Below are 25696 nucleotides of genomic sequence, written 5' to 3' on the forward strand. Positions count from 1 at the left end.
ATATTAATTTGTCCTATTAAATTTAAAATCATGGCTATCCCTCCCGGGATAAGGATAGCAGAAATTTGTATAATTTTGTACATTTTTATATTCCATTTTATGTACATCTATATAGTATCATTTACAATTATATATCTTACAGAATACTAAAATTATTAAAAAATAACCTGTAAAAAATATAATAGCATTAATAATATCACTTGAAGATAATCCCTCAGTTCGTTCAAAAATTTGAATCAGTAAAAGTGATATACATGTTACTAAAAATATTAATATGGCTCCACAAAAATTAAAAAAATATTTTGGTAATAAACTAATTACTCCCTGTTTTTTTTCCTCATCTACAGTGTTCATAAGTCCCCCTTAAAATAATTTAATTCAACACAATCGTAGCACTAATTTTTCTAAAGGCTATATTTATTACGAAATCGTTAAGTTATTCTCCACCTTTCCTAGACCTTTGTGTAAGTAAAAAAGGCATACACGTTTTTGTGTATGCCTTTTTGATACTTTATTTTTAGGCTATGTTAGCTTTATCAAGAGTAAATCTAAAATAATATTAGAACAACTTAATCTTAACAGATTATATATGTGTAGTCCGTAATATATTAAAATTGCGTACTTTAATTAACGTAAAAATACCCCTAGAATCAATGGATTAGATACTAAGGGTATTACCTATTAGTTATTATTATATGGAATACTATCTTCATATAATGTTTCTGGGTCTATATCTGCTTCATTTGGCCATTCTATAGAATCAAAGCTTACTTTAACTGCTTTAAATAAATTTTCATCTTTTAAGTCTTTAAATATCCCCTGATTTAGATATGGGTTCATATCAAATAACTTAACTTCTTTATTTTCAAAAGTTAATATTAATTTATAATTATCTATTGCCTTAACATCTTTAACAGCTAAATACATATAATCACCCCTTACTTTAACGGTTCTATTTTAAATGGTAGTTCACTATTCATAGCTATTTCCCAATTTGCTAATAATTCATCTTGATGTGGTTCTGCCCAAGCAAGAACTAATCTAAGTTGTTTTTTAGGTAATTTACCATCTATTATACACTAATGTATTATAATTAAAAACATATCATAATACAATTTACGTTCACAATATATTAAAATTGCGAACTATTTTTTTCTACAATCTAATAATACTTACTTCAAATTTAGAGAATCCTTATCAATTTCATTATATAAAGCATATCCACTAATTAATACTCCAAATCCACCGACTAAAGAAATTACTACTCCACAAGTTCTATAACTTATTGTACTATCTTCAACAATGCTTTCATATTCATTAGTATCCATCATTCCGCCATTTTCTGTCATAGCCTTCATTCCTTTACTCTGCCCAATCTCTGCTGATGAAAATATTAATATAATCCCAATTACAAATGTAATTCCCGTAACTATTAAAGAATTTATAGCAATTTTGGTTTTCATATGCTCCCCCTTAACTCATTAATTCACACTATATAACAATTGTGAAGTGGTAGGTACTTGTGATTGTTGATACCTTAAAGTTTCAATACGTTCTCTATTTAACTTTATCAAACAATGGTGCTTCAATTCTAAAACATCTGATATTCTAAGCCCAGTTTTTAACATAATATAAACTATTAGAATAATATCTTTATGAATATTATGCTCATTTTCTATGTCCAAAACCTTTTTCTGGTGCCCACTCACATTCTTCATTAATATAGAATTTATTATTACACATCTCGTCTCCATCACCCAATGTTTTATCTCGCAAAAATCCGTTTTTTAGATAGTGTGACGTTAAATAATCTTATATAAATTTCATATTTATCATATGGTATCAAATACTTCTTTATTTTTTATTATATATCAATTGCAAAATAACTTCATTATATTTGATCCTTCCAAAACTTTTCCACATTAACTACTTCATGATTTAATCTAGAATATTCCCCTGCAAATGCCATTATATGACTCTCCACAGAAGTAATTGCACTAGTTTTTACTTCCTTATTATTTGAACTTACGGCTTTCACAAACTCTTCCATTAGTTTAAAATCCCCTCCACCATGACCACTTTTTACCACCTTAGGATGAATTACTGTGTGGTGGTTATCTCCAAATTTATGCACCTCTATTACATTCTTGTGAAAATCCCCTCCTACTTCTCCATGGGAAAACATAAGCTTTATAGTTCTTGTGCAATCCTTTGTAAATGCACATAAGTTGAAAGTGGCAGTTATATTGTTTTCAAACTCCAATATACTTACCATATGATCCACCACGTTGTTGTCACATTTGTACACACATCTTCCATAGGGGCCAGTAGTTATAGCCTTTGCCAAATTTTCTTTTGTAGGGTTGGCATCCACTGCATATAAAGATGCCTTAAGTACATCATCTTCCAAATATATTTTCTTTGCACTATAGGGACAAGCTTCCTCAGCTGCACAGTCCACACATTTATTTGCCATGTTTTCCTTGAAGCTTTCTTCTTTCATATGACTTAGACTTCCAAAGGAGGATATATATTTGCAACTTTTCCCTGTTAACCATAATAATATATCCATATCATGACAACTTTTAGCCAATATTAGCGGACTTGTTTCATGGCTATTTCTCCAGTTTCCGCGTGTATAGCTATGTGCAAAATGATAATATCCTATGTTTTCATTGTGTTGTATGCTTATAAGGTCACCTAATTCTTTGCTGTCCACTATTCTTTTTAGCTCACTGAAAAATGGTGTATATCTTAGAACGTGACATATGATAAACACTTGGTCTTTGTGTTTCTTTGCCAGTTGTCCTAGTTTGATTACTTCCTCCAGTTTATTTGACATGGGCTTTTCTAGTAACACATTATATCCTTTTTCTAGGGCTGTTTTAGTTGGTTCAAAATGGGATTCATCACTGTTGGCTATTATTATTGCGTCTGCTAATTTAGGTTTTGATAAGAGCTCTTCATATGAGGAATATGTATTTTCTTCTTTTATATTGTATCTATTTTTAAAGTTCTTTCTTTTTTCTTTGTTGGGTTCTGCAACTGCTACTATTTCTCCTAGGTTGGGGTTTCCCAATAGATAGGGTGCGTAGGCATTCATCCCCCTTGATCCTGCTCCTATTACAGCAACTGATATTTTTTTCATACTATCTCCACCCTTAATTTGTATTATAGGTAATTGTTTCCTTCTATTTATATATTCATATAAACATAATTAAAATGAGAAAAATTTAAGCTTTTAATTAATATTTTTGTCTTAAGATTTGTTTAGATACTGAACAATTTGTTGTTCTTATCAAAACTCATTGTTACAATATGGTTAATATGTAATTTTTTACATTATTGTAAATATTATAATTTATTCTAAAGGAGTATAAATTTCATGAAAAAAAAATTGGTAATTCCATTTATAGTTGTACTTAGTCTATTTTTTTATATAGTATCCTCAAATATTAATAAAGAAGTTTCTGATTATGACTATGGTGTAGTATATAGCTTGACTCACTCCAAGTCTAGAATAGTAACATATGATAAAAGTGGGAAGCTAATCGACGATAAAAAATTGAAATTTAGAGGAGTTAATCTAGGTGGTTTTACTGAGGTCGGTTTAAAAAACGGTGATGATATTTATTATGTAGATCCAATTTATAAAAACCATATTAATAATTATATAGTTAAAATAAATATGAATACATTAAAAGCCAAGGAGGTTGATGCTTATAATATTTCTCCTACAATTTTTTGCATAGATGATAAATACGCTTACACAGGTGCTTCTAATGCACAAGGAACACAAATTAATAAAACAGATATTAAAAAAAATAAAGTGATTGAATCTACAAAAATTGATGATGCAGGATGTTTCTTATTAGAAAATAAAGATAAGCTTTATTCTATAAATAATAACAGTGATACAGAAAAAAATTGTCATACTAATTTATATATTTTAAATAAATCTAATTTAAAAGTTAGTGATACTATTGATTTAGGCGAATCAACTTATGTGTCTGACGCTAAAATAATAGGTGAAAATATGTATGCATTACTATATTGTGATGGAAATGATGAATACTCAAACATAATGCTGAAAATAAATTTAAAAGAAAAATCTATAGAAAAAATTAAGTTACCATTTAAATACTTAGCACGTATGCATTTACACAATAATAATCTATATGTAGTTGAATATGAATCACATGATAATGATACTGGAAATAGAATTGCTAAAATTGATTTGAAGAATATTGAAAATATCAAAGTATTTAAAAGTAAAAACAAAAGCAGTTGTAGTTATATTCATGACAATAAATTTATATCTTGTGATGGAGAATATATATATACTTATAATATTGATGATTTTAAACTATTAGATAAATTCGAAATTAAGCAATTTGATGATTTGAATTTTGTGTCTTTTTACATAAAATAAAGAATGCATAAAATTAAGGCCCTTTAAATCCGAATAAGTGGATTTTAAGGCCTTTTTTAGCATTCTAATAAAAAATACCATATAACATTATTTAAACTTACGGCTTTTACAAATTTTTTGTAGGATTGACATCCACTGAATATAAATATGCCTTAAGTTTCTTTTTATTCATGAAAGTAATGATATGGATCATCAGGATCTAAATATCCTGGATTTATAACATTGCCATATTCATCTCTACCATTATCATCTCTATAATCATCATATGGACATTCATTTTCCCATTCAAAATACAATGTTTCTTTTATATCTTCATGAATTTCATCTAAGGTAGCTATTAAATTGTTCACGTTTTTAAAATAAGTTTTCATTCTTTCAATTTCGAATTTTGAGAAATAGTGATTTATATTTACAGCCTCAGGCCTTTTATTAATGCTTATTGTTTTATATGTTTCTGTTATTGCATTTACATAATCTCTTTGCCTTTTACTTTTATCTTCTGTATATTTATATAATTCATATTTTACACTACTTTTAATATCTTCCTGTGTTCCATTGCATAATCTGTTCATTATTTCTGATAACTCAGAAGTTATAAGTCTTACCTCTCCACATAATTCATAACATATAATATCATATATTTTGTCATATAATTCTTTATTTGAAAATTCTTCTCTAATTTCCTCGTGTATATCTTTAATTCTTCTTCTTCTAGTAGATTGTCCACTTAAATTTGGATTTTCATCTGAACTTTCCAACATAATGCATACCCCCTAATAATAATTATTTGCACTTACAAGTTCTATCCTGTTTGCCTAATAACTCTATATTCATATGTTAATTTATTTACCATTATGTTACTAAAAATCTAAATAAATTTAGCTGAATATAAGGATGCACTTGAAAATGACGAGGCTATAGATATAGATTTATAAGAAAATTTGATTAAATAACTCTCTTAATAATAAAAGAGAGCTATGGTATTTAAAAGTATATAGGTTACTTAATATATTCTAAAATCAAACAGGTATCTAATATTACTTAGTTATGTAAGATATTTGTTTGATTTTTATGCATTATGCTATGATTAAATTAATAATTAATATAAATATAAATAAAAAAAGGGGGATTTATTATGGAATTAGCAAATAGCACTTGTTATGCCTTTGGAATATCTACAACTTTTGTTTATATAGCTTTAAGCATAGTAATTATAGTTGCAGGAGTTTTTTTATATAAAAAATTAAAGAATAAAAAGTAATATTTTATTGAACAGAGCACCATACTTGTAATTTTAAGATATTCCATCACTCTATCCTTTGAAGTTTCTGTAAAAGTTTGTTTTTAAGATATTATTCTCATTTTCTATAATTTTAGATATAAAAATAAGGCAAGTCATATTTTGTATAACTTGCCTTACTCTTATTAATTTTATACCATAGCTGCCTTTTTATTAACTATATTATCTCAAATACATTACTTTGAAAGTAACTCAAGTGCATTGGCATATATTTTAGCCAAAGTTATCAGATGATCTATTTTTATATATTCATGATTAGTATGTTCCACAACTTCCTCTCCTGGAATGCATGGACCAAATGCTACTATATTATTAAGGTGTTTTGCATAAGTTCCTCCACCAATTGCAGTAGCCGCACTATCTCCATGGTAGAATTCACTATATACATCTGTTACAGTTTTTATAAGTCTACTATCCTTGCTCACATAAAGTGGTTTTGCATTTTCCACATTCTCTGCATCAAATCCTTGTAACTTAGCCAAGAAAGTTTCCAATATTCCTTTCTCAGTCTTTGTGCATGGGTATCTTAGGTCCATATGTACACGAAGTTTTCCATCTACAACCTCTACAATACCCATATTTATTGTTAATGATCCTGTTTCATCTTCCATATCTACACCAAGTTCAGCTCCAAAAGTTCCTTCACATAAATACTTACGTAAAAATGCAAGTTTTTCTCCTTCTTTACCTTCAACAAGGTTGTTATCTACTAAATATTTAATTAATATGCCAATAGCATTTTTACCTGTATGTGGTATACTTCCATGAGCAGGAATACCCTTAGCTGATACAGTTACACTTTTATCAGCATTTTCTTTGCAAGTAATGTTTTGTGTCTCTGGACACGTTTTCCCAGTAATAATAGCTTCGGCTTTATCAGGAACAGCATTTACCACAATTCCACCAGCTATGTTCTTAATGTTTGAACCATCTGTCAAATCAAATGGAGTAGTTAGTTCAAAACGAAGAATTCCTTTTTCACCATAAATTGCTGGAAAATCAGCATCTGGTGTAAATCCGTAAATAGGTGCTTTTTCTCTTTCATTATAATACGCCATATCTTCACAACCTGTTTCTTCATCACATCCAAAGATAATTCTAATTTTCTTAGAAGGCTTAAACCCTGATTCTTTAAGTGCTGCTAATGCAAACAAGGCTGCATTTATAGGTCCTTTATCATCAACAGTACCTCTTCCCCATAATTTATCATCAACTATTTCACCAGAATAAGGCCCATATTGCCATCCATCTCCCTCTGGAACTACATCCAAATGACCAAGAGCACAAACGTATTCTTCACCTTCGCCATATTCTGCATATCCATAGTAATTGTCTACGTTGGTTACTTTAAACCCTAGTTTTTCAGCAATCTCAAGTTGTTTATTAAGGACTTTACATACTCCTTCACCAAATGGCATTCCTTTTTTAGGTGTATCTCTTACACTTTTAATTTTAACCACATCTTGTACGGCTTTGATTAATTCTTCACTGTTTTTTTCAACGATTTCATTTAATTTATTATTCATTTCTTATACCCTCTTTCATAAAATAATCATATTTTATTTCATTTAATCAGTAGTTATATTTTTTTTGTATAACTTAAGTGAAATTCTTATAATAATAAATCCTGATCATAAGTACTATGTTATATATTTTGTAATATACTACCATTTATTATAGTACTCAATCTAGTCAAGAGTCAAATGGCATGGGATCTATCTAAATCTACAATAAAAAAGTTGCTTATAATAGCAACTTTTTTATATTAGAGTCCCCTTAGTTATATACTTCTTCACTCTCAGCAACTAAAACACTACTTCTAACAACCCTAGCTTCTTCCTTAGCCTTTTCATAACAGATATTCTCACTCATAAGCTTGGTCTGTCTCATAACTATCTCAAGTGCATGCTTAGCCTGTTTTGGTGGGTAGTCGTATTTTTTAAGAAGTCTTTTTATGGTATTTCTCATACCTGCTTGCAAGTTTGCTCTTACATTATAATCAACATTAACCTGTTTTCTTATGGTATCACTTAGCTCTTGTGCTATTTTTTTAAGAATTTCATCACTCATTACTTCTTTTACTATTTCATCATCTGTTAGAGCATCGTAAAATGCTATTTCATCTTCTGTAAGTCCTAGATCTTTTTCTAAATCACTTGCTTCTTTAAGTTCATTTGCCATTCTTATAAGTTCTTCTATAACTTCAGCATTTGTTATTGCTTGATTTCTATATTTGTTCAGTGATTTTTGTAGCTTTTGGGAGAACTTTTCAGATTTAACTATGTTTCTTTTTTCCATTAGTTTTATATTACCTTCTAGAAGTTTTTTAAGCATTTCCACTGCTAAGTTTTTATGCTTAATGTTTTTTACTTCTTCTAAAAATTCTTCTGATAATATTGAAACATCTGGTTGTTTTAAGTTTAATGTATCAAATACATCTATAACATCTTCTGATATTATTGATTTTTCTAGTAATTGATTTACTCTTTTTTCTATTTGATTGACCGAAAGCTTAGTTCTATCCCCTTGTGTTAGTTTTAATAAACTAGCTTTAACTGCTTTGAAATAACTGACTTCAAGAGCTACTTCCCTTCCTAAGTCAGTAGCAGCACATAAGCTATGTGCTTTTGCAAGTTCTATACATAATAATTTAAATTCCTTTTGCTCTTGCTCACTAAGTCCTAGTATAAAGTTCATACCTCCAACTATGGCATTCATTCTTCCTCTTGGAGAGCCAGTCATATACTCTGTGTAATCATATTCATGCATTACTTGGCGAAGTAGTTCTAGTTTTTCAATCATGACAGCTATGGCTTGTGATGAATCTATGCCTGTATTTCCTCTATCACTATCTGTATATTGTTTTAGCGCAGTTTTTAAACTTTCCAGTATTCCTATATAATCAACTACTACTCCACCACTTTTGTTTTTGAAAACTCTATTAACACGAGCTATTGCCTGCATTAAGTTGTGACCTTTCATTGGCTTGTCTACATACATAGTGTGCATAGATGGAACGTCAAATCCAGTAAGCCACATATCACGAACTATAACTATTTCTAGCTCATCTTTATTATCTTTCATACGTTTAGCAAGTAGATCTCTCCTAGATTTGCCGCCTACATGCTTTTGTATATATTCATCATCACTGGCACTTCCTGTAATAACTACTTTTATTTTTCCTTTGTTTTCATCATCACTACACCATGATGGTCTTAATTTTTCTATTTCATTGTATAAATCTACACATATTTTTCTACTCATACATACAATCATAGCCTTACCTGTAATAGACTTTGATTTTTCTTCGTAGTGACTTACTATATCTTTTGCAAGTTCCTTTACTCTATTAGGAGAGCCTACTATTGCCTCCATCTTAGAGAACTTACCTTTCATCTTTTCTTTTTGATGTTCTTCATAACCTTCTGATAATTCTTCAAACTCTTCATCTATTTTTTCAAGTTCTTCATTATCTGTATCAAGTTTTATAATTCTATTTTCATAATAAATCTTAACCGTAGCGCCATCATCTACTGCTCGAGTCATATCATATATATCAATATAATCACCAAATACCATCGGTGTAGATTTATCTTCAAACTCTATAGGTGTACCTGTAAATCCTATATATGATGCATTAGGTAGGGCATCTCTTAAATACTTAGCATATCCGTACTTAACATCTGCTTCTTCATCATTAGAAGTAGTCTTAGCATCAAGTCCATACTGACTTCTATGAGCCTCATCTGCCATTACTATTACATTTTTTCTATCTGTTAAAACAGGCATTTCACCATCTTCTGGTTTGAACTTTTGGATAGTAGTAAATATAATACCACCAGACTCCCTACCATTTAATAAATCAAATAGTCCATATTTCATCTTGGAATTATCCCTACAACCTGCATTAGCTAACTTATCCTCAACAGATAATTTTCTCTTATCTGCTCTTTTTGGTTCTTCACCAAGTAAATCAGCACTCTTTGCAAAAGTGCCATATAGTTGCTCATCTAAATCGTTTCTATCTGTTAAAACTACGATAGTTGGATTATTAAACTCTCTAATTAAATTACCTGTGTAAAACACCATGGAAAAACTCTTCCCAGATCCTTGAGTATGCCATACAACACCTATTTTTCTATCTCCATTATTAGCTGTAGCTACTCTTGTTTTTTCTATAGCTTTTTTTACTGCAAAATACTGATGATATCCTGCTAATATTTTTATTGTAACTTGTGTCTCTCCTATTTTATTCCCATCATCATCTAATAGGTTTTTAGAGTCATTTTGGAATAAAATAAAATTCTTTATAATATCTAAGATTCTCGCTCTTGGAAACATTCCACTAAATAATACATCATACTGTGGCATCCCTAGTGGTGCTATATTTTCTCCATCTACAGTTCTCCAGTTCATATATCTCTCAATATTTGAAGTAATAGTTCCAACCTTTGCATGTAGTCCATCACTCAGCACACAAAAGGCATTGTAGTTAAATAATGCAGGAATGTCTTTTTTATATGTTTGTATTTGGTTATAAGCTTCTTCTATACTTACATTCTCATCTGTGGCACTTTTTAACTCTACCACAACTATAGGAAGACCATTTATGAAAATCACTATATCAGGTCTTCTACTTTCTTTTCCTACTACTACAAACTGATTAACTGCTAAATATTCGTTGTTGTTTATATTTTCAAAATCTATAATATAAGCTTTTTTCGTTCTTATATTCCCATCTTCTTTGAAAGAAACATCAATCCCATTTACCATTAGGTTGTGAAAGTACTTGTTGTTTTCTTCTAAGGAAGGTGAGTTGAAAGATATTATTTGTCTATATGCATTTTCTATTGCTTCATTTGGAAGATCTCTATTTATTCTAAACAAAGCTTCTTTAACCTTCTCACTAAGTATTACTTCTCTATAGCTCTCACGCTGTGGAAACTCAGCACTTGGTGATAATTCTTTTCCGTGGATGTATTCATATCCTAAGCTTTGCAGTATTTCCAGTGAGGCTTGCTCTAATTCATCTTCTCTGAAATCATATTCACTCATAAATTTCCCCTTAATTTTAATAATAATTTTTTTAAGTTTATATATTTCAAGCTAAGTATTATTATTTAATAATTTCATTATAAGTCTTATAATCATATCCACTAAAATAAGTAATACATTTTTCAACTAAAAATTTAATAATATTATCTGCATTAAGAGTTTCGTAGAACTCTAGCATTAATGTATTGTATTCCTGCTTATCTCTAGCCGAAATAGATAACACTCCTATGTTGTTGCCTAAAAGTATTAAATTACTACTTAATCTTGAAGTTCTTTTATTCCCATCATAGAAAAATTGGCAATATGATAACCATAAGTTCAATATTATTGCTTTTTCTAAAGGGTTATTTATACTATTTATTATTTTTATATCATTTTCAAATATATCATTAAGCTTTGATGATTCGATACATTTATACTCAGTAGTCCCTGCGATTCCAATATTTCCATTTCTAAAATCACCTACTATTAATGCTTCATCTTTTGCGACTATATTGTGAATTGAACATATGATATCTTTGTTTATGTTAATTTTATCTTTGGTTCTTAAATTAATTATGTAATCCCATGATGCTTTGATATTTAATATCTGGTTTTGATCGCTTAACTTATGTCCACCTACTGTTATTCCATCTAGTAGTGTCTGTACTTCTGGAAAAGTAAATGGATTATTTTCTAGGTTTCCCATATCATATACAAACTCACTTATCATCTGTCTTACATAAGTTAATATGTATTTTTTATCTCCTCGTGGGATTTCTATAGGAAATTTATATTTATAACTTGGTATATATGATTTCATTTTTTCACTTCCTTTAATTTGATTTAGTTTTTATATATTTTAGTCATTATATCTTGATATCTGTTTATATTATTTGAGCACTCTTAAGATTTGGAGTGCTTAATTGGGCTCATGCTATATTTATTACTCTTTTATTTTTTAATATATATATATTCATATTTGCCTGTATTTTTAATTATTATGCTTTTGTCATTATTTTCTGCACCTCTGTGGGTTATAGGCAAGTCATTTCAATGATTTAACTTGCTATTCGACATAATTAGCGTACCCCCGGACATGTTTGAGGGAAACTCTGTTTCCCTCTTCCTATTTGTCTTACTATTTGTTTAGTGGTACCCTTATTTCTCCACTTATAAGTTTTGGTAATATAGTGTTTCTTAAACTCTCTAACTTTTCAATTTCTAAATTATTTTTATAAATTTTTTTAAAAATGTTTACTGAGACATTATTAAATTCTTTCAGTACTTTAGTATAAGGAATGAGAATCTTTATTTTATTAATATTTTCATTATTTATAGCTTGCATTGTAGTTCCATTACATAAACTATTTTTTATATCATCAAATTCATCACTCATAACAAAACACCAAATATAATATAGGCTTTCACATTTACAATTTAAACCTGTAAATCCAGTAGATATTATATAGTTCTCTATTATTTCTGTTGAAAAATCATCAATAACAATCAATTTTCTACTATTTTTCATTTTTGCAAACCAAATAGTTTTTTCTGATGGCTGTATGTTAGCTCTACTTGGCCTATTATCATATGTAATCATAGTTTTATTATTAGTAATTTTTGTATTTTCCACATCTGCTGTGGCAATGTATATTTTCTCTCCACAAAATTCTCTAATACCAGTTTTTACAAATGTTGTAATTTTACTCTTACCTAGATTTCCAACTTCCCAGCCCTTAGGAATCATACCAAGTTCACTTTCAACCATTTCTCCACCACTACTCTTATACGGTTTGCCTTCTTCATTAGGAAACTCAAAATCAACAAACCAATGCTTAAAAATACTTTGTGCAATGTCTTCTAATCTTTGATTTATTTTAGTGTTAACCTCTATCTTGTTCTCAATATTAAATAATATATTGTTAATTACTGCAATCTCATCATAAGTTGGTATATCTATAACCATATCAGTCAGCATTCCTCTTGAAACATTCGGGAATGTTGAGCCAGTAGCACTTTGTAATAATTCTGGAAGTTTTATCTCCATAATTGCTTTAATGAATTGAGCACTCTCACTATTTTTAGGTGAAATAGAAGCTATTCCTCTACCAATTGCATACTCTCTATCTGCCCAATTCATTCTACCTGTTGTAGAACCACGTACACAGAATAGCAAATCTCCTTTTCTAGCAGATTTTTTTATATCAGTAGTAAATTGCGTTGGATATGGATGATGTGTCCCAAATTCAGTTGGACCATTTAATAATGGAGTTCCATTTCCTTCGTTGTTGCAAAATTCACCTTTTGGAGATTGCCCCATTATAATCTCAGCAATATCACTTAGCTTTCCTTTTTTCCATTCCTTAAAACTCATAGCCAATGCCCCCTAAATTCCTTCTTATCTCATCCTCAAGGTTTCTTGACTCCCTAAACAACTCATCAAGCTCACTAGTTATCATCTTCATCTTCTCATCAAAAGGAACTCCATCATCTTCCACATCTTCAATCCCAACATATCTACCAGGAGTTAAGATATAATCATTATCTTTTACCTCATCAAGTGTAGCAACTTTACAGAATCCTTTTACATCTTCATAATTTCCATCCGTATTTCTATAATTATGATAAGTATCAGCTATCTTCTTAATTTCCTCATCACTAAGCTCTCTATGCTTTCTATCAACCATTTCCCCTAGATTTCTAGCATCTATAAACAGCACTTCATTTTCTCTACTTCTAAACTTAGGATTTGTACCTTTGTTTCTATTTAATATCCATAAACAAACTGGAATACCTGTTGAGTAGAATAACTTATCAGGAAGTGCAACTATTGCATCTACCATATCATTTATTAATAAGTTCTTTCTAATCTCGCCTTCATTAGAAGTATTAGAACTTAAAGAACCATTAGCAAGTACAACTCCACCTACTCCATTTGGTGCTAAGTGATGTACTATATGTTGTAACCATGCGTAGTTGGCATTTCCTTCTGGTGGAACTCCAAATTTCCATCTTATATCATCTACTAAAGCACTACCTCCCCAGTCTTTTATATTAAAAGGAGGATTTGCTAGTACGTAATCAGCTTTTAACATTTTGTGCATGTCATTGTGGAAAGTGTCTCCTTGGTAAGGTCCTATATTTCCATCTAATCCTCTTATAACTAAGTTCATTCTACATAATTTCCAAGTTGTAGAGTTTAGTTCTTGTCCGTATATAGATAAATCGTTTAAACTTCCTTGGTGTTCTTCTACGAATTTTTCACTTTGTATAAACATACCACCACTACCACATGCAGGGTCATATATTCTTCCTCTGTATGGCTCTATCATTTCTACTAATGTTTTAACTATACTTGTTGGTGTGTAGAATTCTCCACCGTTTTTTCCTTCTGCAGAGGCAAATTGTCCCAGGAAGTATTCGTAAATTCTACCTAATAAATCTTTTTCTTCTTTGCTATGAAGTTTTATTGTAGATACTAAGTCTACTAATTCTCCCAGTCTTCTTTTGTCCAGCTCTGGTCTTGCGTATCTTTTGTCTAGAACTCCCACTAAGGTAGGGTTTTCTTTTTCTATTTCTATCATGGCATCGTCTATTATTTGTCCTATTTCGTTAGACTTTGCATTGTTTCTTATGTATTCCCATCTAGATTTTTGAGGTACCCAGAATATATTTTGTTCTGTGTATTCGTCTATATGTTCTTCGTATCCGTATCCCTCTTCTACTAACTCATTGTATCTAGTTTCAAATTTATCTGAAATGTATTTTAAGAACATTAGTCCTAAAACTACATCTTTGTAATCATAGCTTGACATACTTCCTCTTAGTTTGTCTGCTGCTTTCCATAGTGTTTCTTCAAATCCAATATTTGCACTACTTTTATTAATAGCCATAATTATTTCTCCATTCTTATTGTTTAATATTCATTGTTAGAAAATACTTCAAATAGTTCTTCTTCAAAATCTTCTTGGTCAAATCCTTTGTTTATTTCTTTTGGAATTATGTTGTAATAGTGTGCCAAAGCCTCTATTGTTTTATTAAATATTGTTTCGTGAGGTACTTTTTCTGCTAGCTCTACTATTATGTTGTAAGTATCCATAAAAGGATTTTCATCAGTTATTTCTAGAGCGTTTTTAAATCTTTCTACTAACTTTGCTTTTTCAATGGACCTTTCTATTGAGTTCATTTCCTCTTTGTCATAAACTGGTTTTTTCACCATGTCATTTGCTTCACTTATTGAGTATTCAATTTCGTATTTGTTTACAATTGGTTTTAAATCTTTTTTTAGTTTTTCTTTTTGTATTTCCAGTTTATCTATTTCGCTTAGCTCTTTAGTAAAGTAGTTTCTATCTAATTGAAATAGTTCTTCTAGTACTGGCAAATATTTTTTAGGTATATTTTGTTTTCCTTTTACCCACATATTTATGTTTTGTTTCTTTATTCCTAAAATCTCTGCCAACTCTATGTGTTGCATGTTGTATAAGTTTAGTATATATTCCAAACCCAATAGCATCACCTCGTAGTTTATCATATTTTAGCTTTATTTATATTTTATAGTATGAAATTGTCTTAGTCAATAAACCTACTATTTACCTATAGATTTCCACATTTACTTATATATCATAAAAACACTTACGAACTGTAAGTGTTTTTATTCTTATTATTTATTTTCTATCTTTTCAACTACCATTGATGGAATTGTTATTTCTCCACCCATTGTAGACTCATATGTTAAAAGGTCTGAGCTTAATCCCATTACTGTTATATAATCATCTTCTAGTACTCTTGATGATACTATAGAACTATCGTATACTCCATATAATATATTGTCATAATCCCCATTTACGGCTAATCTTATTTGAACTTCCCCATCACCTTCCATTACTTGAATTACTTTACCTTTGAATTTTATTTTCTTTCCTACATAGTCTTTAGGATTTCTTGCTAAGTCTTTGTACCCTATTCCTGTATCGTATCCCTTTTTCTCTTTTTCCTCTGCAAGTTTTTTTGCTTTTTCCTCTTCTTGTTTCTTTTTAGCCTCTTCTTCAGCTTTTAATTTTTCGTTTTTTTCTTCTATTGCTTTTTGTTCTTCTTCTTTCATTTCAAACCATGGCGCAGCAGAATCTACTTTAACATTTAATGTTTCTATTTCTGTGTCTTTTTCTTTTATTGAAGTTTCTAGTTTTGATATTTTTTCTTCAACTCCATCGTGGTTGCTATCTGAGCATGTGGGAGAAAACACCCCTCCTACAAATATGCCTATTGCTACTGCAATAATTATTTTTATGTTTTTCTTTTCTTTTAATTTTTCTAATAATTTCATAATTCCTCCTATATTTTAATTCCCTCAAATTATATTTATTGTCTTAGACAATATTTATAATTATATAGTAGTAGATTTTATTGTCTTAGTCAATATATTTTTCAATTTTTACCATTTATTTTTTTTAATTTAATAAATTGGAACAAAACAAAAAGGATAGCCTACAGACTATCCTCTACATCCCTATTATCTATTTTATTTTCTTCTATCCCTCCACCACAGTCATCTGCCATGAACTATATCCAAGGCCTGTTAATGCATTGAATTTGCTATTTTTGCTTTTCTAGTATAATCTTTGTAGTTGTGCCCATAGCTGAAGCTTCATAGCTTAATTGGCCATTTTCGTATGTGATCGTTTTAGTATCATCATTTGATGCTAGCATAGCAGTTTCAGTTTTACTATGGTCATTTTTAGAATTCCATGAATAAGGTTCATCAGCAGTTTTTGGAGCTACAAAAGAACCAGCCCAATAAAGTGATTTTGTATCACCGTTATCACTTATCCAATAGATTGTAATAGTCTCATCACTTATTGTTGCCGCTTGATAAGAATCATTAGATTTGCTATTTTTTTGTTTCCATTCACCCTTCAAGTCAGGTATTTTCTTTTGCTGTGTTTTACTTGTGTTGCCAGAGCTTGTGGAAGTAGAGCTACACCCAGTACATATTGTTGTGAGCATGACCATGCAAAGGCCAATCATTACTAGTTTTTTCATTTTCATTAACCTCCTATATTTTTTATTAGTTTAAATTTTTATTTGTTTGTAATTAATTGTTTACTTCTACTTATATATTCATAAATTCATAATTAAGATGATTATAAAAAACAAAGATTTATTCTTTCCTCATTTCATAATCATCTTCCACCCTGCTCTTCCAACTTCCATCCACAACCCCCCTTGCCCTACAAGTGGAAATTACAGAGTTCATAACTTCATACGTAATCTGTGTGCCAACTTCATCACTCACATAATTAGAGGCAAATTCTTCTGATATGCCAAATTTTCTAGCTGTTGAAATTGCATCTATATTTGCTCCCAAAAATAAGAATTGCCAATTATATTTTTCTTTTTCATAAGTAATCATCTTTTTAATCTTTTTATAGGAATACTCTTTGCTGGCATTTTCGTATCCATCAGTAGTTATAATAAACAAAACATTTTTAGCTCTTTCTTTTTTTTTATTTTTCTGCACATTTATCATAAAATTAATGGAATAACCTAGGGCATCTAAAAGAGCCGTACATCCTCTTACATAATAATCCTTACTTGTAATGTTTTTAATCTCTTTAATATTAACTCTTTTGTGTAACATTTCTATTTCGTCATCAAACAAAACTGTGGTAACATTGGCGTCTCCATCTTCTGATCTTTGTTTTTTTAACATAGAGTTAAATCCACCTATTGTGTCATCTTCCAAGCCCGACATTGACCCACTTCTATCTAATATGAACACAACCTCTGTTAAATTATTTTTCATAAAAAATACCTCCCTAAAATTTATAACTAAGTTTTATCTTTAAATAAAGAATAGTTTTTTTAAGGAGATACTTGGTCGCATTAAAAGCGACATATATTTTTAAGTTGCCAATAAAGGCTGTTCAAAGGAGAACAGTGCTTCATTTATTATGAATATGTCGTAGTTTTTGTTTTTTATAAAATACTCTACTATTAAATCAAACTTGTGACTTGGAGATAGTGTATATCCAGCTTTTGCTAACAAATCCTTAGTTTCATCTAAAGATAGTTCTAAACCTATGGCCAAGGATAGGGCTGTGGATTTTTTAGGATTATAATTTTTATTACTTCTTATTTTAGAAAATAATTTTCTATCCATATTAGCTTTTTTATAAACTTCTACATCAGTTTTTCCTTTTTCATCAATAAGTCTTAATAACATTTGTGAAAAACTTTCATCAATATTATCTAAGATGCTTTCCAATGATGTCTTGTTAAAGTCTTTTGTTTCATATATTGGTTCCTGAAAATCACAATCATCCTGATAAATTTCTTCTATTTTTAATAAATCTGTATCTCTTAATCTATAATCTTCATCTTCATCTACATAAAAATCATCAATATAATGCTGAATTCCCTCATACAATTCTTCACTTAAATGTACAGCTTTTCTATCAAATACAACAAGATAAATATCCATTTCATTTTCAGCCAAAAACTCTTTAGTAGTTGAAACTGCTATATTTAGTGCTTCTTTTTTGGGATATCCATAAATACCAGAAGATATTAAAGGAAATGCTATGGATTTTAAATTATAATCCTTTGCAAGCTTTAGTGATGTTTCATAGGCACTTTTAAGAAACTTGGCTTCATCTGAGTTTCCATCTTTATATATAGGTCCTACAGTATGAATAATATATTTGGATTTAAGATTATATGCCTTTGTAATAACAGCCTGACCTACTGGACAGTGCTTTATTTTTTCACACTCTTTTTGTAACTCTTTCTCACCTGCTGCTCTAAAAATCGCTCCACAAACTCCTCCACCCATTAGGAGTTTAGAATTGGCAGCATTTACAATAACATCTGTGTTCATGTTTGTAATGTCATTATGTAGAATTTGAAATGGCATGGTACTACCTCCATATAAAGTTTTAGAATTAACCTACGGGAAAGTTAACAACTATAACATCTTTTTTAGGTATTTCCATACCTATCATATTTACAAATACTTCTTTGTAATGGGTATTCCATTTTTCTTCGCTTGTAGGTCTATATGTATAGTCTCCTACAAAATTTAGCAATACTAGTTTTACTTTTATATTTTTAATTTTTAATTTATCATTAAGCTTATGTAAAAATGTTAGACGATTGGCAAGTTGATAATATTCATCTGTCCACATTTTAAATGAGCCTTTTGGATAGTTACTTTCAAATACTTCTTTCATAGTTTTTAAAATTAAGTCCTTACTATTTGGATTTTTTGCACCGATTTTACTTTTTAACTCCGACAGATGGGCTTTTGCTTCTACCAAGTATAATGTATTATTATCTTTTGTTAGTGCTATGCCATCCCACTGTGGTTGCCTATTTGGCCAAAAAGAAAATATTTCTTTCTTTTCTTCAGCAGATATATTCAGTATTTTACACATGTAGTCTTGCTTTAGTTCATACTCTAGGTATTCTTTGTTATTACCCTCAAGTGGGGAAATCCATTTTAGGTCACAACCAATCTTAGAGTTCAATTGACTTTGCAAATTCTTAACAACATATTGCATCCAAAACTTACTTCCTTTAGTAGCTGGACCTTTGGATGTATTACTCATATTGCTACCCCCTTATTTAAGGAGCCATCTAAGACTCCATTAAAAATTATTCGCTAAATTAATACATTACTTCTCTTTTACAAATTTCTAATTTGAATATATTGTGTGTATTTCTTTATCTCCACCATAAACATGACTTTTGCGTAAACAGCATAGATGACCCAACTTTAACATATCCATATTTACCAGAACTATTTTTTACTTTTATATACTTGCTACTTCCCTTTTGATACAACTCATAAATATAAGCCTTACTACCCTTATTTATAGTAAATGCTTTCTTCTTACCACTTGTACTTGTATATGCAGTTAATTTTTTAGCCGCTACATATTTATTTTTTCTAGTACTACTGTCTGTATTAGCACTATATTGATTATACACATTGTATCCTTTTATTTGCACTTTATCATAAATATAAAAACATCCCATTGCCTTTATAAAACTGCTATATCTTCCTTGTTCATATTCTTCAAAAGTTACCATTCCATTGTTAGGATCATAACTTTTTAACATTGTATCTTTATAGTGCTTATTTACCATACATTTATTGTTTTTGAATTTAAGTATTTTTGTTCCACACTCACTATTTCCTGACCAATAAAAAACAATCTCTGAACTTTTGTCCTTTTTATTAAAATCGTAAATCTTCACATCATAATTACCATAATCAGTGTAATAATATGAGTCCAATGTTTTAGTTGTGTTATTTACTTTTAATAATAATTTATGACCTTTGCTATAAACTTTTATACTGTCCTTATCTCTATCTCCGTCCAAATCATATTTATAAGTCTTTCCAATTTTCAACTGTTTCTTATATGCTGTAGCAGCATAGGAACTGTTAATATCCCTTACAAAAACACTTCCAACTATCATACTTATTGATAGGAATAAAACACATACTTTTTTTATTATTTTCATTTCAAACACCCCCTACAGTAATATTAGCATATTATTTATTGGTAATATAAGTAAAATAAAAAGCTAATAATTTCAATAACTGAAATTATTAGCTCAACTTCCTATCAATACTACATGACTTTCCACACTTATCCTCTATGAAAGTAACAAACGCTTTACCTTATCTAATATATTTCTTAACAACCTTCGCCACAGGAACACCTATAATTAGCCCTACAACTATCTGAGTAACATTTCCTGGCACAGACGCCAAAGGTTGCACATAGTTTCCATATAATATTATCTCCGTTACATAATAACCAAATATCATCCAAATACCTGACACTACTATGGCAAAAACATTAGTTAAAACACTGTTTCCTTTTTTGTTGTTAGACCAAGCAATTCTTCCTATAATATATCCCATTACCCCTCTAACTATAAATGTAAAGGGTGCCCACATTGCCCATTCTGATAGTAAATCAAACAAGCCCATACCAAAAGCACCAGCTAAAGCACCCTTTTTCTTACCAAATACAATTGCTGAAATAAATAACATGGTATTTCCTAAGTGTACTAATCCTCCACTTGATGCTATGGGCAGTCTTATGTTAATAAACCTTGTTGCTATAAATACCAATGCTATAAGTAAAGCCGTTTCTACTAAATCCCCAGTTTCTATAGTTTTTCTACCTTCATTTGATATTTGCATTTTATATCCCCCACCCACATATTTATTTGTAGTATTTATTAAACAAACTTACTAAAGAGCCATTTCCTTTAAAACTTAAATCTTTCAAGCTATTATCTAAAATATCTAATATATATATTATTTTATCTAATTTTGCATTTTCTCCCATGTGGCCAATTCTAAGTAATTTGTCCACATATTCTCCCAGTGATGTTCCAATTATTGTGTTGTATTTTTCACCTATATACTTAGTTAAATTTAGAGCTCCTATATTTTCAGGTATAACTAGTGCAGTTACAGTATTAGAGTATCCACTGTTTAAAAACAACTCTCCACCATATTCTTTAAGTGCTTCTCTTGTAGCTGTTGCAATTCTTTCATGTCTTTTTATTGTATTTTCTATTCCTTCTTCTAATATATTTTCCAAAGCTCTATCCAAACTTATAATGTCACTTATAGGCATTGTATATGGAAAATATTTTTGTTCATAGTAATCTTCCCATATTGTTAAGTTGCAGTAGAAACCTATTATTTTACTTTTTCTATTTTTCATAGTATTTTTAGCATCTTCACTTACACTTACTATACTAAGGCCTGGTTGAGCTGATATGGCTTTTTGAGATCCACCAAGTACCATATCTATTTGCCAATCATCTACCAAAAGTTTTTCTCCAACCATGGCTGCCACTGAATCTACAACAGTAAGTATGTTGTACTTTTTAAGTAATGGACATATTTTGCTTAAATCATTTAAAACTCCTGTTGGTGTATCACAGTGGACTATAGTTGCATATTTAAAATCATGGTCTTTTTCTAAAAATCTTTCTAATTCATCTACATCTATAGCTTTTTTATAGCATTTACTAAAAAGTACAGCTTCCCCACCATACATAGTTACAAAATCCTCAAAACCTTTTCCAAATACACCATTATCTATAACTAAAACTCTATCGTTTTTCTCTGTCAATGATGCACAGGCTGCTTCTAAGCCCAATATACCTTCTCCACTTAATATGTATACGTCATTTTTAGTGTTTATTATTTTTGCCATTTTATCACAAGTGTTTTTATAAAACTCAACAAAATCAACATCCACATCTGGATTTGTAGTTTTTATACTTCTTGCTTGTCTTACATTTTCCCTAACATTACTTGGTCCTGGCATATATACATTTTTATTGTTCATAATTTCCTCCCCTTGTTAAAATACTTATGAAATAATTATATATGATTTTTTTATTTATATAATACAATTTCATCTTTTTCAAGAATTGTACCGATACACTTTATTGTGATAAAAGCATAAATAAGATCATAAAAATTCATTATAAACATAAAAAAAGCTGCTTATCTCAAATGATACGCAGCTTTTTATTTATTATTATTTGGCTATATTAAACTGTTCTTGTCAGTACTTCCCATTTTGTCAATTCATCAACGGGGTTCTATAATTGTTTTGGCACATCTATGGTTATCTTGTTGCATTCTTTGCAATAATAACCTTCTACTTTTGAATCCATCCAGTCTAAAATTTTAATTCCCTTTACAAAATTGGATAAAACCACACCTTTATCTTTTTCTTTTGGTATCCATTTAATAGAATCTCTTCCTCCACGTATAACCCCTAGTATCATATCATTATTACAATATGGACACTTCATAATTTACACCCCCACTTCATATATAAAAACTAAGTCCTACTTATTTTAATATTATATTATTTAATTCATTATAACAATTTACAATAATGTAAAAATTACTATCTTTAATAAGTAAACTACTTCATTATTCAAAACATTTATTAATTCCATCAGCTATAGCTTTAGCTATTTTAGGATGATTTTTTGTATTACTAACAAATGTATCATCTTCCTTATTAGACAAGAATCCCATCTCTATCAAAACAACAGGCACTTTTGACCAGTTAAACCCTGTCAAATCATCTCTTTCTATAACTCCTCTATCCTTTATACCTACTTCCTTCACATATGTATTAAGTATTTTTGTTCCATAAGATTTACTAACTTTATAAAAACTTGATGTGTATTCATTATTAGCGGGAACATGCATAGATGCACCTTTCACACTACTATCTTCACAAGAATCTCCATGAATTCTCACTACCAAATCCGCATTATTTTTGTTACCAACTTCAGCTCTTTCTATATTACTTTTAGATTCTGCCATGTCTTTTTTAGTTAAAACCACATTATAGCCCTTTGACTCCAGTTCATTTTTTAGTAAGGATGCCACAGACATAGTAGTTTTGTGCTCTGGTATATTTGTGAATGATCCTGTTGCTCCTAAGCCATCTTTTAGTTTCGTTTTAGAAGAATTTGGTGACACTGGTTCATTTCCTGACGTCCCTGTTGATGAATGACCTGGATCTATAACTATAGTAATCTTTGAATTATCATCTTTCTCAGAGTCATTATTTTTATCATTTTGTCTATCTTCTACTTTATTTTTTTGTTCATCCTTATTTTCCTCAGAATTAGTTTTAGCGCAGCCAGTAATGAAAGCTAACATGCTTACTGCCACAAATAATAAAATAATTTTCTTTTTCATATTATATCCCCTTTTTTATTTACTCTTTATTTATATTCTAAATATAAAACTTTGTAACTTGTGTTTTTACATGACTGTAATTATAGCTTAGTGATACAGTCTCTTTTTCTATTGTACAATAAATGTAGTATTTATAATAGGAATAGAATAAATTAAACCTGGTACAAAACTAGATATCTAGTACAAAAAAGGTATACACATTTTTGTGTATACCTTGATTATGTAAATTTCTTAGAAGTGTTCTCCATTTTCATAATACTTCTCTTTTTCAAAAACTGTAAAAGCTAAATCCATACTTTCTATACTTAGATTTTCTCTTATATTATTAGTTATTATTTTAGCTACTGTATCTTGCACCTCTTGACCTCTATCAAACCAAGCTACTTCTACAAACGGATATACATCTGCTATCTTACCATTTCTTATAGCAACAGACTTTATACATTCTATTTCAAAATAATCTCTTGGGCATTTTACTGCTTCTACTAATTCATCAATCATCTTTTCACTTATCTTGCAGATGTGGTTTTCATTTATTCCTCTTACTTTTATTTGTGGCATAACGCTCCTCCTGTTGTTGAATTTATTACTTATATTTATTTTACTATTTAGAAGATATAGTTTTACTATTTAGAAGATATAGGACAATCTTGTAATAGATATATTATAACAAATTATTAAAAAATAACAAAAGGGCTAATAAATAGTTTTAATGCTAAGAAACGATATATGTCTTTAACTTATATTAGTTTAATATTTGTATAGATATATTTATAACTCCCCAGCTATTGTTCCTGTTGCAGTTATACCATCTTCACTATAAGCTGTAGCTGATAAAGATACATATATATAACTAAAACCACTATAGATATGTTTACATCTGCTTATTTTTTATATTTTGTATTATTAAATAATCATGAAATGAAAGATATCAACTTATGCTTAGGCAAAAATTCTAAGAATATTGTAAATGTTCTAATGTCTATGATTACTAATTTTCTATTAGGATTTAATTTCTTTTTTGGTGAAGAATTTGGTTGGATATACTTTTCACACCCTAGATTGCAAAAACTTTATGGGAAAAGATTTTGTGTAATACTTATCTACTTTTTTTGTTGTAAAAATAGTTTATCAAATCAACATCATATTAAAACATAGCCTCTTTTAAATATGTTATATATAACATTAAATTTTAATTATGTAATTCAGATTACAATTATATATTTTTATCAAAAATCTACATTTTAAGCACAATATATGACAATACTAGTTATAAATAATTATATATTAAGGAGCACATTAACAATGAAAAAAAAAATAATTTGTCTTTTTATAACGATTGTAATGGTACTTCCTACTTTTACTCAAGTATCATATTCTTTAAGTCCTTTTTATCAAAGTCCGAACTTATCTGATATAAAAGGTAAAGATAATATAGTAAAAAATTTAATAGAGATACAAAGGATACGAAGTAATATTAGTGCGATAAAGATTAATTCTAATTCTCCAAATGATAATTTAACTGAAAATTCTAAGTTCATCGATTTTTATATATCAGAATTAAATAGAGTTGAAGACAACTTTAAAATGCATATAAAGACATATAAAGATTCTGAGGCTGATACATTTCTTTCAGATACATCAATATATATTATCCAGTGCTATATTTTAGGATTAAGAGAAGCCAAATTTTTAATTAATAATTTAAAGGGTGATAAAACATCTGACATAAGTATCTTTTATTCTCAACAGAATTCAATAATGTATTATTATTTTATGGCAGGAGATCTTCAACTTACATGCCTTGAGTCTTTTTTAATAAATAAGTAGTTCTAAATTTACTTTTAATATTATTTTAATTAACAAAAACCCCGTAATAAGAAATTCGAAATTTTCATATTACAGGGTTTTACTATCTTAAATTCGTTTTTTGTAAGTATCCATAGTTTCACTTGTTCTTGCTGTGTTTTTTATGATTTTTGTGAATTCTCCTCAAGAGAGCTCTTGGTTTTTCCAAATTTTCTCCATTAGGCTGCTTCCTGTTACTATTCTCATTAAATTTCCTCCTTTGTCTTTTTAGATTTCCCTTATGTATAAGCGAAGAAATAAAGTATATCGAAAGTGGGGGTGGGGGATTTTTTGAGCAACGGATATATCTGTA

At 29.3% G+C, this 25696-nt stretch carries 26 protein-coding genes; 3 read left to right on the forward strand and 23 right to left on the reverse strand.

What is annotated here, in order from left to right:
* Positions 1-117: 117 nt before the first annotated feature.
* From K0040_RS06610 to K0040_RS06630, 5 genes are all read right to left on the reverse strand, one after another.
* Complete coding sequence (locus K0040_RS06610) at positions 118-354, reverse strand: hypothetical protein (protein ID WP_228108137.1); 237 nt, start codon at positions 352-354, stop codon at positions 118-120.
* Between the two features lie 327 nt (positions 355-681).
* Positions 682-927 (reverse strand): DUF2442 domain-containing protein, encoded by a 246-nt coding sequence (locus tag K0040_RS06615; RefSeq protein WP_228108138.1) that lies wholly within the window; start codon positions 925-927, stop codon positions 682-684.
* 11 nt (positions 928-938) lie between these two features.
* Entirely contained in the window at positions 939-1076 is a 138-nt protein-coding gene (locus K0040_RS21270) for a DUF4160 domain-containing protein (RefSeq protein ID WP_228108256.1), read from the reverse strand.
* Between the two features lie 96 nt (positions 1077-1172).
* On the reverse strand, positions 1173-1463 hold the full coding sequence (locus K0040_RS06625; RefSeq protein WP_228108139.1) for a hypothetical protein: 291 nt from the start codon (positions 1461-1463) through the stop codon (positions 1173-1175).
* Between the two features lie 428 nt (positions 1464-1891).
* On the reverse strand, positions 1892-3148 hold the full coding sequence (locus tag K0040_RS06630) for a Gfo/Idh/MocA family protein (RefSeq protein WP_228108140.1): 1257 nt from the start codon (positions 3146-3148) through the stop codon (positions 1892-1894).
* Positions 3149-3385: 237 nt separating this feature from the next.
* On the opposite strand from K0040_RS06630, the gene K0040_RS06635 reads away from it, so the two are divergent.
* Positions 3386-4432 (forward strand): hypothetical protein, encoded by a 1047-nt coding sequence (locus K0040_RS06635; RefSeq protein ID WP_228108141.1) that lies wholly within the window; start codon positions 3386-3388, stop codon positions 4430-4432.
* A 164-nt stretch (positions 4433-4596) separates the two neighbouring features.
* Here the strand turns inward: K0040_RS06635 and K0040_RS06640 are convergent, their stop codons facing one another.
* Positions 4597-5193, reverse strand: a complete 597-nt coding sequence (locus K0040_RS06640; protein WP_228108142.1) for a hypothetical protein — start codon at positions 5191-5193, stop codon at positions 4597-4599.
* A gap of 374 nt (positions 5194-5567) precedes the next feature.
* On the opposite strand from K0040_RS06640, the gene K0040_RS20675 reads away from it, so the two are divergent.
* Positions 5568-5693, forward strand: coding sequence for a hypothetical protein (locus K0040_RS20675; protein WP_265588823.1), 126 nt, complete (start codon positions 5568-5570; stop codon positions 5691-5693).
* A gap of 215 nt (positions 5694-5908) precedes the next feature.
* Here K0040_RS20675 and pepV read toward each other — a convergent pair whose 3' ends face one another.
* From pepV to K0040_RS06725, 17 genes are all read right to left on the reverse strand, one after another.
* Complete coding sequence (pepV, locus tag K0040_RS06645; protein WP_228108143.1) at positions 5909-7258, reverse strand: dipeptidase PepV; 1350 nt, start codon at positions 7256-7258, stop codon at positions 5909-5911.
* A gap of 250 nt (positions 7259-7508) precedes the next feature.
* Positions 7509-10787, reverse strand: a complete 3279-nt coding sequence (locus K0040_RS06650) for a type I restriction endonuclease subunit R (RefSeq protein ID WP_228108144.1) — start codon at positions 10785-10787, stop codon at positions 7509-7511.
* A 61-nt stretch (positions 10788-10848) separates the two neighbouring features.
* The gene (locus K0040_RS06655; protein WP_228108145.1) at positions 10849-11589 is read right to left on the reverse strand and encodes a Fic family protein; all 741 of its coding nucleotides are present in this window, start codon (positions 11587-11589) and stop codon (positions 10849-10851) included.
* Positions 11590-11907: 318 nt separating this feature from the next.
* Positions 11908-13143, reverse strand: coding sequence for a restriction endonuclease subunit S (locus tag K0040_RS06660; RefSeq protein WP_228108146.1), 1236 nt, complete (start codon positions 13141-13143; stop codon positions 11908-11910).
* Positions 13133-14662: a class I SAM-dependent DNA methyltransferase gene (locus tag K0040_RS06665; RefSeq protein WP_228108147.1), complete on the reverse strand. Its 1530-nt coding sequence runs from the start codon at positions 14660-14662 to the stop codon at positions 13133-13135. The genes K0040_RS06660 and K0040_RS06665 overlap by 11 nt, the downstream gene beginning before the upstream one ends.
* A 23-nt stretch (positions 14663-14685) precedes the next feature.
* The gene (locus tag K0040_RS06670; RefSeq protein ID WP_228108148.1) at positions 14686-15270 is read right to left on the reverse strand and encodes a helix-turn-helix domain-containing protein; all 585 of its coding nucleotides are present in this window, start codon (positions 15268-15270) and stop codon (positions 14686-14688) included.
* Between the two features lie 159 nt (positions 15271-15429).
* A complete protein-coding gene (locus K0040_RS06675) occupies positions 15430-16092 on the reverse strand; it encodes a toxin regulator (RefSeq protein ID WP_228108149.1) in 663 nt (220 codons plus the stop codon).
* Between the two features lie 269 nt (positions 16093-16361).
* Positions 16362-16808, reverse strand: coding sequence for a hypothetical protein (locus K0040_RS06680; RefSeq protein WP_228108150.1), 447 nt, complete (start codon positions 16806-16808; stop codon positions 16362-16364).
* Positions 16809-16926: 118 nt separating this feature from the next.
* Positions 16927-17571 carry a vWA domain-containing protein gene (locus K0040_RS06685; protein WP_228108151.1) on the reverse strand — a complete coding sequence of 215 codons (645 nt, stop codon included), beginning with the start codon at positions 17569-17571 and terminating at the stop codon, positions 16927-16929.
* A gap of 99 nt (positions 17572-17670) precedes the next feature.
* Positions 17671-18681: a macro domain-containing protein gene (locus K0040_RS06690; RefSeq protein ID WP_228108152.1), complete on the reverse strand. Its 1011-nt coding sequence runs from the start codon at positions 18679-18681 to the stop codon at positions 17671-17673.
* A gap of 28 nt (positions 18682-18709) precedes the next feature.
* On the reverse strand, positions 18710-19375 hold the full coding sequence (locus K0040_RS06695; RefSeq protein ID WP_228108153.1) for a hypothetical protein: 666 nt from the start codon (positions 19373-19375) through the stop codon (positions 18710-18712).
* Positions 19376-19490: 115 nt separating this feature from the next.
* On the reverse strand, positions 19491-20297 hold the full coding sequence (locus K0040_RS06700; protein WP_228108154.1) for a hypothetical protein: 807 nt from the start codon (positions 20295-20297) through the stop codon (positions 19491-19493).
* A 160-nt stretch (positions 20298-20457) separates the two neighbouring features.
* Entirely contained in the window at positions 20458-20988 is a 531-nt protein-coding gene (locus tag K0040_RS06705; RefSeq protein ID WP_228108155.1) for an ECF transporter S component, read from the reverse strand.
* A 22-nt stretch (positions 20989-21010) separates the two neighbouring features.
* Positions 21011-22153, reverse strand: coding sequence for a pyridoxal-phosphate-dependent aminotransferase family protein (locus K0040_RS06710; protein ID WP_228108156.1), 1143 nt, complete (start codon positions 22151-22153; stop codon positions 21011-21013).
* A gap of 259 nt (positions 22154-22412) precedes the next feature.
* Positions 22413-22628: a PF20097 family protein gene (locus tag K0040_RS06715; protein WP_228108157.1), complete on the reverse strand. Its 216-nt coding sequence runs from the start codon at positions 22626-22628 to the stop codon at positions 22413-22415.
* Positions 22629-22752: 124 nt separating this feature from the next.
* A complete protein-coding gene (locus K0040_RS06720) occupies positions 22753-23535 on the reverse strand; it encodes an N-acetylmuramoyl-L-alanine amidase family protein (protein WP_228108158.1) in 783 nt (260 codons plus the stop codon).
* Between the two features lie 231 nt (positions 23536-23766).
* Positions 23767-24096, reverse strand: a complete 330-nt coding sequence (locus K0040_RS06725; protein WP_228108159.1) for a DUF1904 domain-containing protein — start codon at positions 24094-24096, stop codon at positions 23767-23769.
* A 744-nt stretch (positions 24097-24840) separates the two neighbouring features.
* On the opposite strand from K0040_RS06725, the gene K0040_RS06730 reads away from it, so the two are divergent.
* Positions 24841-25365: a hypothetical protein gene (locus tag K0040_RS06730; RefSeq protein WP_228108160.1), complete on the forward strand. Its 525-nt coding sequence runs from the start codon at positions 24841-24843 to the stop codon at positions 25363-25365.
* Positions 25366-25696: the final 331 nt, after the last annotated feature.

Source organism: Terrisporobacter petrolearius (assembly GCF_020748185.1).
GTDB lineage: Bacteria > Bacillota > Clostridia > Peptostreptococcales > Peptostreptococcaceae > Terrisporobacter > Terrisporobacter petrolearius.